General features: G+C 63.0%; 12 protein-coding genes. 5 read left to right on the top strand and 7 right to left on the bottom strand.

Annotated features, from left to right (window positions below):
- Nucleotides 1-33 precede the first annotated feature (33 nt).
- Nucleotides 34-1,341, top strand: a complete 1,308-nt coding sequence (kynU, locus tag AAIL67_RS20345) for a kynureninase (protein WP_063664095.1) — start codon at nt 34-36, stop codon at nt 1,339-1,341.
- Between the two features lie 34 nt (nt 1,342-1,375).
- Here kynU and AAIL67_RS20340 read toward each other — a convergent pair whose 3' ends face one another.
- Nucleotides 1,376-2,785 (bottom strand): SLC13 family permease, encoded by a 1,410-nt coding sequence (locus AAIL67_RS20340; protein WP_343484703.1) that lies wholly within the window; start codon nt 2,783-2,785, stop codon nt 1,376-1,378.
- 97 nt (nt 2,786-2,882) lie between these two features.
- On the opposite strand from AAIL67_RS20340, the gene AAIL67_RS20335 reads away from it, so the two are divergent.
- Nucleotides 2,883-3,458, top strand: coding sequence for a helix-turn-helix domain-containing protein (locus AAIL67_RS20335; protein WP_003052541.1), 576 nt, complete (start codon nt 2,883-2,885; stop codon nt 3,456-3,458).
- 21 nt (nt 3,459-3,479) lie between these two features.
- Here AAIL67_RS20335 and AAIL67_RS20330 read toward each other — a convergent pair whose 3' ends face one another.
- A complete protein-coding gene (locus AAIL67_RS20330; protein ID WP_224648645.1) occupies nt 3,480-4,481 on the bottom strand; it encodes a DNA repair protein in 1,002 nt (333 codons plus the stop codon).
- Between the two features lie 80 nt (nt 4,482-4,561).
- Nucleotides 4,562-5,440, bottom strand: a complete 879-nt coding sequence (locus AAIL67_RS20325; RefSeq protein ID WP_343484700.1) for a methylated-DNA--[protein]-cysteine S-methyltransferase — start codon at nt 5,438-5,440, stop codon at nt 4,562-4,564.
- Between the two features lie 154 nt (nt 5,441-5,594).
- On the opposite strand from AAIL67_RS20325, the gene kynA reads away from it, so the two are divergent.
- Both kynA and AAIL67_RS20315 read left to right on the top strand, forming a co-directional pair.
- Complete coding sequence (kynA, locus tag AAIL67_RS20320; RefSeq protein WP_003067178.1) at nt 5,595-6,470, top strand: tryptophan 2,3-dioxygenase; 876 nt, start codon at nt 5,595-5,597, stop codon at nt 6,468-6,470.
- A gap of 114 nt (nt 6,471-6,584) precedes the next feature.
- Nucleotides 6,585-7,850 carry an MFS transporter gene (locus AAIL67_RS20315; RefSeq protein WP_343484699.1) on the top strand — a complete coding sequence of 422 codons (1,266 nt, stop codon included), beginning with the start codon at nt 6,585-6,587 and terminating at the stop codon, nt 7,848-7,850.
- Nucleotides 7,851-7,911: 61 nt separating this feature from the next.
- Here AAIL67_RS20315 and AAIL67_RS20310 read toward each other — a convergent pair whose 3' ends face one another.
- The 3 genes from AAIL67_RS20310 to AAIL67_RS20300 all read right to left on the bottom strand — a co-directional run bounded on the left by AAIL67_RS20310 (nt 7,912) and on the right by AAIL67_RS20300 (nt 10,650).
- Nucleotides 7,912-9,102 (bottom strand): FAD-dependent monooxygenase, encoded by a 1,191-nt coding sequence (locus AAIL67_RS20310; protein WP_343484697.1) that lies wholly within the window; start codon nt 9,100-9,102, stop codon nt 7,912-7,914.
- Between the two features lie 122 nt (nt 9,103-9,224).
- Complete coding sequence (locus AAIL67_RS20305) at nt 9,225-9,515, bottom strand: H-NS histone family protein (protein ID WP_003052529.1); 291 nt, start codon at nt 9,513-9,515, stop codon at nt 9,225-9,227.
- A 784-nt stretch (nt 9,516-10,299) separates the two neighbouring features.
- Complete coding sequence (locus AAIL67_RS20300; RefSeq protein WP_224648649.1) at nt 10,300-10,650, bottom strand: hypothetical protein; 351 nt, start codon at nt 10,648-10,650, stop codon at nt 10,300-10,302.
- A 273-nt stretch (nt 10,651-10,923) separates the two neighbouring features.
- Here AAIL67_RS20300 and AAIL67_RS20295 point away from each other — a divergent pair, with 273 nt between their 5' ends.
- Nucleotides 10,924-11,778: a symmetrical bis(5'-nucleosyl)-tetraphosphatase gene (locus tag AAIL67_RS20295; RefSeq protein ID WP_343484694.1), complete on the top strand. Its 855-nt coding sequence runs from the start codon at nt 10,924-10,926 to the stop codon at nt 11,776-11,778.
- 61 nt (nt 11,779-11,839) lie between these two features.
- Here the strand turns inward: AAIL67_RS20295 and AAIL67_RS20290 are convergent, their stop codons facing one another.
- Nucleotides 11,840-13,261 (bottom strand): DEAD/DEAH box helicase, encoded by a 1,422-nt coding sequence (locus AAIL67_RS20290; protein ID WP_034353612.1) that lies wholly within the window; start codon nt 13,259-13,261, stop codon nt 11,840-11,842.
- Between the last annotated feature and the right edge of the window lie 112 nt (nt 13,262-13,373).

The following is a 13,373-nucleotide window of genomic DNA, read 5'->3' as shown; positions in this document are numbered from 1 at the left end:
GTCAGTAGCTATCAAAATGAGAGAAGGAAGACAATGACCACTTTGCAAGACTGCCAGGCTCTGGACACCCAGGACCCGCTGCGCGCGCTGCGCGAGCGCTTTGCCCTGCCCCAGGGCGTGATCTACCTGGACGGCAATTCCCTGGGCGCCCAGCCCAAGGCCGCCGCCGCACGCGCGGCCGAAGTGGTGACGCAGGAATGGGGCCAGGACCTCATCACCTCCTGGAACAAGGCCGGCTGGATCACGCTGCCCGAGCGCCTGGGCAACCAGTTCGCCCCCTGGCTGGGCGTGGGCCAGGGCGAGCTGGTGTTCACCGACACCACCTCCATCAATCTCTACAAGGTGCTGAGCGCTGCCGCGCGCATCGCCCGCGAAGATGCGCCCGGCCGCAAAAAGCTGATCAGCGAGCGCAGCAACTTCCCGACCGATCTCTATATCGCCCAGTCCGTCTGCCAGGAATACGGCCTGGAGCTGGTGCTGCTCGAGCCCGAGGAAATCGCCGGCGCGCTGCAGACCGATGTGGCGATCTCCATGCTCACCCATGTCAACTACCGCACGGGCGCCATGCACGATATGGCAGCCGTCACGGCCGCCGCCCATGCCAAAGGCATTCTCTGCGTCTGGGATCTGTGCCACAGCGCAGGTGCCGTGCCCGTGGACCTCAAGGGCGCCGATGCCGACTTTGCCGTGGGCTGCAGCTACAAATACCTCAACGGCGGCCCCGGCGCGCCAGCCTTTGTCTGGGCGCATCCGCGCCTGATCAACCGTTTCTGGCAACCGCTGTCGGGCTGGTTCGGCCACGCCGAGCCCTTCAAGTTCGTGCCCGACTACCACCCGGCCCAGGGCATACAGCGCTATCTCTGCGGCACCCAGCCCATGATCAGCATGAGCGTGCTGCAGTGCGGTATCGACATCTACACCGAAGCCGAGGCTTTCGGCGGCATGGCCGCGCTGCGCAAGAAATCGCTGGCGCTGACCGATCTGTTCATCCAGCTCGTGGAAGAGCGCTGCCAGGGCCACGGCCTGGGTCTGGCGACACCGCGCGAACATGCGGCACGCGGCTCCCAGGTCTGCCTGACCCGGGAAGAAGGCCTGGGCGTGAATGGCCAGGGCAGCGGCGCCTACGCCATTGTCCAGGCGCTGATTGCACGCGGCGTGATCGGTGATTTCCGCAAGGGCGACGGCGGCACGGGCAGGCACAAGGACATTCTGCGCTTCGGCTTCACGCCGCTGTATGTGGGCTTTGCCGATGTCTGGAATGCCGTCGAGCATCTGCGCCAGGTGCTGGAATCGGGCGAGTGGCAACGACCCGAGTTCAATACCGTGCATGCCGTGACCTGAAGCAGGCACCGGGGGCGGGCCGGGCGACCTCCGATCAGGCCCGCGCCCAGCTCCAATTGAGCACGCCCATCAGCGCCACGGCGGCCAGGTCCAGCATCAACACGCTTTGCTGCACCCAGCGCCGCTGGTCAGCGCCCTGCGCCAGCAACTGCACGGCCATCTCCACCTTGCCGGGCGAAGCCATGAGCAGCAGCGAGGCACTGACGTTGTGCACCGCCATGAATGGCAGCAGCGGCGCGCCCAGCGCATGGGCGATCTCGGCCTGCGTGGCCGCGAACATGGCATTGGCGCCGGTATTGGAGCCGGTCACGAAGCCGCCCAGCGCGCCCACAAATGGTGCGGCCAGCAGATACAGCGGCCCGCTGCGGGCCAGCGCCTGGGCCAGTTGCGCGGCCATGCCCGAAACCGCCATCAGCACGCCCAGCACAATGAACAGCGCCGTGACCGGCGCCACCTGCAGCCAGGAGCGCCAGACCTTTGCCAACGATGGGCGCGCCGGCCGGCCTCGCGTGAAAAAAACCGCAGCCACCAGCAGCCACAGTCCCGGCGAAGCCAGCCCATGCCAGGCAGCGGGCAGATCCAGGGTGTGCAGCAGCGCTGCCGCCACCAGCACGCCACCCAGCAGCAGCGCATAGGCCGCTAGCGCACGCCGCCCTGGCGCGCTCAACTGCGGCTTGTCCGCGTCCGCTTGCGACACGCGCAGGCGCAGCAGATGCCAGCCCACCACCAGCAACGCCCCCAGCGCCCCCGCGGGTGCCGTGCCGGCCAGGGTATTCATCAGAGCCACGGCCGCCGTCAGCAACAGACCCGACAGCAGGCCCTGCAGCAGAGCCGGCCAGCGACGGCCCGGCACACTCGCCAGAGCCGCCGCCGCCATGCCGGTGATGACAAACGGAATCACGCTGACCAGGGCTGAAGCCTGACCCAGCTCCTTGAACGGCAGACCCGCCATGGTGGCCGCCACCAGCGTCCCCGGCCCCATGGAGCCCCAGGGCACGGCGCAAAGGCCCAGCAGGCCGATGAGCACCACCTTGCGCGGCGGCAAGCCGAAGTGCGCGAGCAGCGGTATGCCGATGGTCACGCCCACGCCGAAACCGGTGACCGACTCGGCAAACGGCGTGATGCCATGCACCACCAGCAGCACGGCGCCCGTGCCGCTGCCGGCCCTGGCCAGCAGCCAGTCGGCCAGGGCCTTCTGCGCTCCCGACGCGCGCAGCACCTCGGACAGCAGCAGCCCGCCTGCCACGATCAGCAGCACTTCCAGCAGCACCGGCGCCCAGTGCATGCCGGCGGCCAGCCATGTTGAAGCGGGCTGCGCAAACGCCAGGGCAATCACCAGCAGCGCCACCGCCACGCCCAGCGCTGCGGCATGCAGCGAGCGCCAGCCCGCCAGCAGGACGGCGATGACGGTGGCCACGGGCAAGGCACTGATAAACATGTACATTGCATTTATCCTCGAAAAATAATTTCCTATACGCAAAATTATTTTCTCATAGGAAAATTTTCAACACAAGAACAGACGCCATGACAAGGAGCCAGACTTGAACTCCACCACCGCATCGCAGGCATCGGAGCAGGATGCGCTTTTCGGCGCCGCCGTCCGCGCGCGCCGCGCCCAGCTGGGCATCACACTGGATCAGCTGGCCCAGGCCAGCGGTGTTTCGCCGGGTGCGCTGTCGCGCGTGGAGCGCGGCCTGCTGGCCACCAGCCTGCGCAATGCCATGGCGATTGCGCAGGGCCTGGGCTGCGAGCTGGGCGAGCTGGTGCAAAGCGCGCCCAGCGCTCAAATCACGCGCGCCGGCGAGAATCTGCGCTTTGTCGACGAGGCCAGCGGCGTGGAGCGCCTGGCCCTGGCCAGCCCCAGCGCGGGTGTGAACCTCGTGCATTACCGCTTTCCGCCACATGCGGTCTCCAGCCATTTCGCGGCCCATCGCGCAGGCACACGCGAGGTCTTTCACGTGCTCGAAGGCAGCATCGAAGTCTTCACCGCCCAGGAGCAGGTGCTGCTGCATGCGGGCGACACGGCCACGCTGGTGGTGGACAGCGAGCACCGGCTGGCCAACGCCTCGGGCCAGCCCGCACGCCTGCTGCTGCTGGTGCTGTCGCCGCCGCTCTGAAGCGCTGCCGCCTGTCGCCTCTCAATAGGCGCTGTCGGCCAGCGAGGCCCAGAGGTGCGCGGCCACCAGCGCGCGCCAGGGCTTGAACTGTTCCAGCCAGTCGCTGGCGGCACGCGCATCGGGTTTGTCGCCACCCGTGAGCAGGCCTATGGCCCGGCGCACCGCCACATCTCCGTGCAGGCTGCCGTCAGGCCAGCCATAGCCGCGCAGCAAGGTGTAGTTCACCGTCCACGGCCCTATACCCTTGACCGCCAGCAATTGCGCCGAGGCAGCGGCCACATCCTCCTCGCTCCAGCGCCCGGCGGCGCTGCGGGCGGCCCAGTCGTCCAGCGGCAGCCGGCCTTCGGCAACGGCCTGGGCCACGGCCAGCAGGGTCTGGGCCTTGGCCTGGGAAAAGCCCGCGCCGCGCAGCGCGTCCAGCCCCAAGGCCGCCACGCGCTGTGCATCGGGATAAGCGTGCAGGGCCGGCATGTCACCGCCTTGCGCCAGCAGCTCGCCCGCCAGCGCGATCAGCTTGCGCCGTAGCGAAACGGCCACGGCCACCGTGATCTGCTGGCCGGTGATGGCCCAGGTCAGTGCCTCGAAGGGCGTGGGCGAGCCCGGCACATGCAGGCCGGCCTGGCGCGACAGCAGCGCGCCCAGCTCGGAGTGGTCGCCATGCGCCAACTCCAGCTGGTCGGGCGCGTAGATCAGCCCCAGCATGCGTTTCACCATGGCCTGCAGCGCGGCCCGGTCTGCCTCTGCCGGCTCTGCCTGCGGCGCATGCAGGCTGGCCTGCACCTGTCCGGTCTGCCATTGCAGCTGCAGCAAGGCGGGACTGCGCTTCCACATGATGGCCTTGTGCAGGCTGTGCGCACCGGCATCGACCCGCTCAGCCAGTTGCTGCTCGTCGCGATCATGGAAATGCACGAATTCATCGAAGCGGTAACGCGCGGGCAGGGCAATGGAGATTTCAAGCAGCATGCGGTTTTCTATCACAGGGGCAGCGCCGGAGCGCACCTGCACTTCATTCATTAAATTCATAGCTGCTATCGCCCATAAATCAAAGATTTCAGATAAATACCCATCCAAAAACGCTGATTAGCATGCGATAGCAGCTCTCTTTAAGAGAGCTTGAGTTGGGCCTGCTGGGCCTCGCGCAACAGCAGCGCACGCTTGCGCTCCACACCCCAGCGATAGCCCGAGATGCTGCCATCGTTGCGCAGCACACGGTGACAGGGCACTGCCACTGCAATCGGGTTGGCCGCCACCGCGCTGGCCACGGCCCGCGTGGCGCTGGGCTGGCCCAGTTGCCGGGCCAGTTCGCTGTAGCTGACGGTCTGGCCGGCCGGAATGCTCTGCAGCGCCTGCCAGACGCGCTGCTGAAACGCCGTGCCCTGAATATCCAGCGGCAGGGCCAGCCCCAGACGGGGCTGCTCCATCAGGGCCACCACCTGGGCCACGGTCTGTTCATACTGGGCGTCGGCCCCGATCAGTTGCGCCGCCGCAAAACGCTGCTGCAGATCGTCCACCAGCGCATGCGGGTCATCGCCCAGCAGCACGCAGCACACGCCCTTGTCGGTGCTGGCCACCAGCAGGCTGCCCAGCGAGCATTCGGCCAGGGCAAAGCGGATACGCTGGTCCTGGCCGCGCCTGCGATAGGACTGCGGCGCCATGCCCAGCATGGCCGGTGCGTCCTTGTAGAAGCTGCTGCTGGCTTCATAGCCGCTCAGATAGGCCGCATCGGTGACCGACTCGCTGGCCTCCTGCGCCAGCGCGGCACGCACATGCCTGCCGCGATGGGCCTTGGCATAGGCCTTGGGCGTGAGCCCCGTGGCGCGCTTGAAGTTGCGGTGCAACTGCCAGGGACTGAGCCCGAGGCGCTGAGCCAGCTCATCCAGCGCGGGCATGGGCTCTTCGCTCTCCAGCCAGCGGCAGCACTGGATCATGCGCTCATCTGTTTGCGAATTTGCAGTGGCGGCGAAAGGCAGAGGACTGGGCATGGCTTGATCTCGGCTGAGTGCGTTTTCTGTCATCGGTCTGTGACTGTCCCGACTTTACGCAAAGCCATGGCAGCATGCATCCACGTTCTTGCAGGCTTTGTGTGCCCGGATTCGGTTACGCTGCGCGCACTGACCTATCAAAGATGATTTGACCATGACGAATGAATCCTCCGGTTGCCCCCTGCATGGCGGCGCAGCCATCGTCCGCGACGAGAAAGCACAGCTCGACTTCAGCCGTGACATGAGCTATGGCGACTATCTGCATCTGGACCAGATTCTCACGGCCCAGCATCCGCTGTCGCCCGCCCATGACGAGATGCTGTTCATCGTGCAGCACCAGACCAGCGAGCTGTGGATGAAGCTGATGCTGCACGAGGTGCGCGCGGCTACGGCAGCCATTGCCAATGCATCGGGCGAGACCAAGCCCGATGCCTTCAAGATGCTGGCGCGCGTCTCGCGCATCATGGAGCAGCTGGTCAGCGCCTGGACCGTGCTGTCCACCATGACACCGCCTGAGTACTCGGCCATGCGCCCCTATCTGGCCAACTCCAGCGGCTTCCAGAGCTACCAGTACCGCTGCATCGAGTTCGCACTGGGCAACAAGAACGCGGCCATGCTCCAGCCCCACGCCCACCGCAGCGATCTGCTGGCCCAGGTGCAGGCCGCCTACGAATCGCCATCGTTGTACGACGTGGCCCTGCAGCTGCTGGCCCGCGAAGGCATCGCCGTGCCTGCCGACCGCCTGCAGCGCGACTGGACCCAGCCCTATGAAGCCAGCGAGGGCGTGAAACAGGCCTGGATCACCGTCTACCGCGATCCGCACAAGTATTGGGATCTTTACCAGCTGGGAGAAAAGCTGGCCGATATCGAGGATGCCTTCCGCCTATGGCGCTTCCGCCACCTGACCACGGTGGAGCGCGTCATCGGCTTCAAGCGCGGCACGGGCGGCACCGGCGGCGTGAGCTACCTCAAGAAGATGCTGGACGTGGTGCTGTTCCCCGAGATCTGGAGCCTGCGCACCGAGCTGTAGGCCGGTCATCAAGGCCATCGCCATTCAGGCTGCCCCTGCTGCTCTTTCGTGACAGCGCGGGCAGCCTGAATTCTTTAGGCTCCGTGCAAAACCTAACATCGCAACAAACTGCCCATGCCCTCCGATCACAGCGCCGCCGAGGCTGCGCCGAACGCCAGCCCCAAGCCCGACTCTTCCGCCTGGGCCATGCTGGTCTGCCTGCTCACTGGCTTTGCTCTGAGCCAGGCCTTCAGAACCGTCACCTCCATCATCGCCGACGGTCTGCGCACGGACTTCGGCCTGTCCGCGCAGTCGCTGGGATCGTTTGCCGGGCTGTTTGCGCTGTCCTTCGGCGTGGCCCAGCTGCTCATGGGCATAGGCATGGATATCTATGGGCTGCGCCGCACCGTGCTGCTGGCCTTTCCGCTGTCGATTGCAGGCGCCGCGCTGTCCGCACTCGCACCCAGCTATTCCTGGCTGATGCTGGGTCAGCTGCTGATCGGCGTGGGCTGCTCGCCCGCCTTTCTGGCCAGCACCATGTTCATCGCGCGCCACTTTCCGGCCGATAAATTTGCCTACCTCTCGGGCATAGGCCTTGGCCTGGGCGGGCTGGGCCTGCTGTTTACCGGCACGCCCATGGCCTGGCTGGTGCAGCACATGGGTTGGCGCGCCGGCTTTGCGCTGCTGGCGATGCTGAGTGCGCTGTCCTGGCTGCTGATTTTCTTCAAGGTGCACGAGCCCGCGCTTCCTGGGGACTCCCAGCCCAAGCCCGGCTTCATGCAGGCGCTGCAGGGTTTTGGCAGCCTGCTGCTGCTGCCCCATACCTGGGGCATTGTGCTGCTGGGCATGGTCAGCTATGCCTCGTTTCTCACCGTGCGCGGCCTCTGGCTCAGTCCCATGCTGATGGATCGCTACCAGTTTTCATTGGTCACGACCGGCAATGTGGCCCTGGCCTGCTCCGTCATTTCGCTGTTTGTGCCTTCCATGTTCGGACGGCTGGACCCCGGTCCGGCCAGGCGTCGCCAGCGCATTGCACGCTTTGCGCTGCTCATGGCAACCGTTTTTGTAGCACTGGCCCTGCTCCACCAATCTGTCGGCAGCGTGCTGCTGCTGCTGGTCATGAGCGTGCTGTCGGGCTACGGCACGCTGATCTATGCAGATGTGCGCTCCTCCTACCCACCGGCCACGACTGGACGCGCACTGTCCATCTTCACCATGGCCATGTTTCTCGGAGCCGCGCTCATGCAGTGGCTGTCCGGGCTGGTCGCAGGCATTGCGGAACGCCAGAATGCCGACATCTATCAGGCTGTGATGCTGATGATTGCCGCCATGCTGGGCAGCGGTGTGCTGGCTTACCAGCTCATCAAACCTTCGCCGCTGCTGCACAAGGCCAGCAATTGAAGCTGTCTATCTGCCAGGCAGGCAGCGGCGCGAAAACCATTCTGGTTATGACAACCTGTTGCTAGAGCGCGCCCTCATAGAGCCAGGGCACATCCATGATGCGCCCGCCCAGGGCGCGCAACGACAGATCGCGCCCCCAGCGCATAGGCCCTGTCGCATGGAAGATCCGGCCATTTCGCAGCGAGCGCTCCTGCACCCTGGCATTGCGCTGCCAGCGATTCAGCGCATAGCGGCGCAGCCGCAGACTGACATCCAGATCATGCATGGACAAAGCACTTTGCAGCTCGGCCGCATCTTCGATGGCCATGCCCGCACCCTGAGCCAGATAGGGGCGCATGGGATGGGCCGCATCGCCCAGCAGGGCCACAAGGCCTTGCGCCATCTGGGTCTCTGAGGACACCGGCTGCCGGTCGGCCACCGGCCACAAACGCCATTCGCCGCCCACATCGGGAACATGTTGAACCAGATCCTGCAGGTAAGCGCATGCGCCCTGAAGATGCTGGAGCAGATCGGGCAGATTGGCCGAGTGATCCCAGCTGTCCAGATCCTCGGGGGCCGGCCCCTGCACAATGACCACCAGATTCTGCAGCTCGCCCCGGCGCACGGGATACTGAATGGCGTGCAATTGCGGCCCCAGCCAGGCCGTGACCTCGCTGGTGCGCAAGCGCTTGGGCAGATTGGCCTGATGCACCAGGGCACGGTAAGCCAGGTGCCCGGTCACACGCGGCGGGCCATCACCCAGCATCTGTGCACGCACTGCACTGCGCACGCCATCAGCGCCGATCAGGGCATCGCCCTCGATGAGCTTGCCGGTACTGGTGCGAATGGTGACCACGCCGTCCTGCTGGCTATAGCTGCTGACGAACTGGTCGAGGTTGAGGTGAGCCTCTGGCAGAGCCTGCAAGGCCTCCAGCAGAATCTGGTGCAGGTCGGCGCGATGAATGGTGAGGTAGCTGGCTCCATAGCGCTGCACCATATCTGCGCCCAGGGGCAATCGCCCCAGCTCTTGCCCCGTCACGGCACTGCAGGCTCGCAAGGACAAAGGACAGGCCACGACCTGCTGCAACGATCGCTGCAGCCCCCATGCCTGAAGACAGCGCACCACATTGGGTCCCAGCTGAATACCGGCTCCGACTTCGGAAAACTGCGCTGCGCGCTCGAACAGGCGCACATCCCAGTCAGCCCGCACCGCCGCAATGGCTGCTGCCAGACCGCCAATACCGCCCCCCGCAATCAACACCTGCTTGTTCATGGACTCTTATTGTGCCGCTTAGTCACCAGCATCGAAGAGAACTCTTGTTTGCGCTGCCGCAAACCTTGCAGCCATGAAAAAAGCCCGCCAAGGCGGGCTCTTTCAACGTGCGCAAAAGCAGATCAAATGGCGAACTTTTCGCGATCCTGGTCTGCAATCCACTTTGGTGGCTTGCCGCGGCCGGTCCAGGTCTGACCCGTTGCAGGATCACGATACTTGGGAGCCACCTTGGCGCCAGCATTGGCGGAAGAGCGCGCGCGAGCGGGAGGGAAAACATCTTCAGCAGTCAAGCCGTACTCGGCAATCAGGCCGCGAACCTTGCTCACGGCTTCGGCCAGTTCACGCGAACGGGCTTCGTTGATTTGCTGTTCCAGCTCTTCTCTCTGCTTCAGGAGTTCCTTGTAAGTGCTCATGATTTGCGCTTCTTGGTTGATTAAAGTGGATTCATTATAAATGCCGGAATTTCAAATTCATAATTTTCCGAGTAAGCAAAAACCACAATTCAGAATATTTATAAAATGCAACTACGTGTTAATAAATAGCTATTCAGCCTCCGGAGCTGCCAATATCTTGTCGATACGCTTTCATCCAAACCACTCCAGACCGGGCAAATGGCTGCTGTGGCAGGGAATAACCCGGCCGGCGTTTTATGGCGCCCCCAGCCTTCGCCTGGCAATACTCAAATAGTCAGCCTGGCCTTCAATTCTGAATAGGCACCAGCACCTTGAGCAGTCAGAATCCGTCTTCTCTGCGAGTTGCCCAGACCTCAGCCTCCTCCAAGGAGCAAAGCTCTCTGGCACTGACTTAGAGCCAACCATGCGGTGTCGTGATGCCCTGCTCCGCCCCATATTCCTCGACGACAAACACCCCGCTCCCTGCATTGGCACGCAGTTGATCCAGCAGCCTCATCTCACATCAAGTCTCAGGCAAAAATTTCAAAGCCAGCGCCTGCTCTCCTTGCAAGTCTTGTGATTTCTCAGCGACTACCGACCTATTGGGCACGCCGATGATGCCTTGCATCTCATCCAGCTGGCTTCGGCATGCAGTAACCAGGATGTCTTCCCAGCTCTCCATCCGGGCAACAGCCAGGCACAGGCCTGCAGAACCTGACGCATCGCCATTTCGCCACCAAGACAACACATATCGGCGTAAATAACATTGAATACGTCAAATAAATATCGTCTAAATGAAATACGCTTACGCCGCCTGATGTTCATGCACCTCCATCAAACCTGGCTGACGCCCCTGCTCCAAACCAGTTGCGATTTCTTCCTCGGTCATTGCTGCACAGGCGAACTCACTAATCCGCAGCAAAGTCAATATGACATGCGTTGAAAATGACAACAAACGCACAAAGGACTTTGCGATAGATGCAACCCAGGCCATGGAGCGCCTTGCCATGCCGAAACCAGCTCTGAATAGGGCTGCCCGATACGCTTTTGAGCCAGCTCTCCAAAGATAATCGTTATAAATGTAATAGCAGTTACGACGATAGTCGTTGCCGAAATGGTTGCTCTCTTTTCCGATATTCCCGGAGATATCAGCCAAACGGCCAATCCATCGCTGATCGCAACCCCACCCCAATACCGTTGAGCGTCCGATGGAGGTAATTCCAAGCTGCACGAAAGACAGAAACTGCGTGGACTCTCAAGCAACTCCAGCACAGCTTGGGCGTCCCTGCTCACGAACTTTGCCAAAGCTGGCAATCCTGCCCTGCAATCGGAAGGCCAATGCCAGTTTCGACATTACAAACACCCCGTTAAGCAGTGTCAGCAATGCAAACAGCAGAAAATCCCTGACTCGTCCACCAGAAAGAAGACCATGGCACTTTACTGTATCGGGGACATCCAGGGCTGCGATGACGCTTTCGAGCGCTTATTGCAAACCGTGGATTTTTCCGCAAGTCGGGACACACTTTACGTGCTCGGCGACCTTGTCAATCGCGGCCCCAAATCCGCCGAGGTATTGCGCCGCTGCATGCAGGGCGGCGATGCCATTCGCCCTCTGCTCGGCAATCACGACCTGCACCTGCTGGCCGCAGCCCGGGGTCTTCGCCGTCAAAGCAAGCGCGACACTCTGGCCCAGGTTCTGAGCGCACCCGATTGCGATGCCCTGCTGCACTGGCTGCGCCAGCAGCCTCTGGCTCGCCTGCACACCAATGCGCTGGGTGAGAACCTTCTCATGGTGCATGCCGGCGTGCTTCCTCAATGGAATGTGCAGGATGCCGTGGCCTTGAGCACCGAAGTTCAGGCCGTGCTTCAGCATGCCGACCATGCGCGTTTTTTGCAGAATATGTACGGCAACCAGCCCGATCGCTGGTCCGCCGACCTGCAAGGCGATGACAGACTGCGCTGCATCGTCAACGCCTTTACCCGTCTGCGTTTTTGCAGTGCCGGCGGCGTCATGGATTTTGAGAGCGCGGAATCCGCCGATCACGCACCCGAAGGACTGATGCCCTGGTTCGATGTGCCGGGCCGGCTCACTGCCGATACACCCATGGCTGTTGGGCATTGGTCCACGCTGGGCCATGTCAACCGGCCCGATCTGATGGCCATGGACACCGGTTGCGTCTGGGGCGGCTGCCTCAGCATGATGAGAATCGGGGAGCGCATGGACGAACGAGAGCTGATACAGCTGCAGTGTCCGCAGGCTCAGGTGCCTGGCAGCAAGGGCTGAAGCTTCAAAAAAAGAAACGCCTGCATCCGCAGGCGTTTCTTGTGGCGCGATGACCCCGTGTTCAGGAAGCCACGACGGGAGCCTTGAACAAAGCGGCAATCTTGCGCTTGGGCTTGATGCTTGTGCTCTTGACCGGGGCTGCATGCTTGCTGTCCCAGGATGCGGTCTCGCTGACGCTGCTGGCCTCATAGGGCTTGTCAAAGAACGGATCCAGATTGACAGGACGCTGGGCCATGCGCGATGGACGATGCGCATGACCGCCACGCGATGCTGCATCGAATTCGCGCTCGCGACGCGGACGATACTCCTCGTCGCTGCGGCTGCGGCGTGCCGGACGGAAATCCAGCATGGGCGCGGGCTCGACTTCGATCTTCTTCTTGGTGAGCTTTTCGATGTCGGCCACATTGCGGCTGTCATGATCGGTCACCAGAGTCACTGCCAGGCCCGATGCGCCGGCTCGGCCGGTACGGCCGATGCGGTGCACATAGTCTTCCGCATTGAAAGGCACGTCGTAGTTGAAGACTGCGGGCACATCCTTGATGTCCAGACCTCGCGCGGCCACATCGGTACAGACCAGCAGATCCACCTCGCCGGCTTTGAAGGCTTCCAGCGCCTTCAGGCGCTCGTCCTGGCTCTTGTCTCCATGCAGTGCGGCGGCACGCAGACCGTCACGCTCCAGGGCACGCGTCAGACGCGCACAACCCAGCTTGCTGTTGGAGAAGATGAAGGCCTGGCGAATGTCGCGCTCCTTGAGCACGGAACGAATCGCATAACGCTTGTCGTCATCCGTGACCTTGTAGAAGCGCTGCTCCACGGTGGATGCAGTCTCGTTGGGACGAGCCACCTCGATGGTCACCGGATCCTGCAGATAGCTGCCGGCCAGACGCTTGATCTCGGGCGAGAACGTGGCCGAGAACAGCAGCGTGGTGCGACTCTTGGGCAGATAGGAGAGGATGCGCTGCAAATCGGGCAGAAAGCCGATATCCAGCATGCGGTCGGCCTCGTCCAGCACCACATACTCCACCTGATTGAGCACCACATTCTTGGCCTCGATGTGGTCCAGCAGACGACCGGGCGTGGCCACCAGCACCTCGACGCCTTTTTTCAGCTCGATGGTCTGGGGCTTCATATCCATGCCACCAAACACCACGGTGCTGCGCAGCTTGGTGTGCTTGGCGTACAGGGCAATCTGTTGTGCCACCTGGTCGGCCAGCTCACGCGTGGGCAGCAGCACCAGGGCACGCACCGGATGGCGGGCAGGCGATGCCGAGGCGTTTTCATGGCGCATCAGGCGCTGCAGCAGGGGCAGGGAGAAAGCCGCCGTCTTGCCTGTGCCGGTCTGGGCTGCGCCCATGACGTCCTTGCCGGTCAATACCACCGGAATGGCCTGCGCCTGAATCGGAGTCATGGACTCATAGCCCATGTCGGCCACTGCGCGTGCCAGGGGCTCAGCCAAGTGAAGATTGGAGAAAGAGCTTGTCATTGAGGGCGTTATTGTCGCACCGAGTGGGTTTTTCGCGTTGGCTTTGTGATTTTCTGCAGATGAAAAGCCTTCGCCCCCTCTGTTTTCACGCGTAAAAAGCCTTGCCAATATC

Source organism: Comamonas sp. A7-5 (genome assembly GCF_039581385.1).
In the GTDB taxonomy this organism is placed as follows: Bacteria; Pseudomonadota; Gammaproteobacteria; order Burkholderiales; family Burkholderiaceae_C; genus Comamonas; species Comamonas thiooxydans.
The sequence above is the reverse complement of the archived record's forward strand: the minus strand, read 5'-3'. Positions and strand labels throughout refer to the sequence as shown.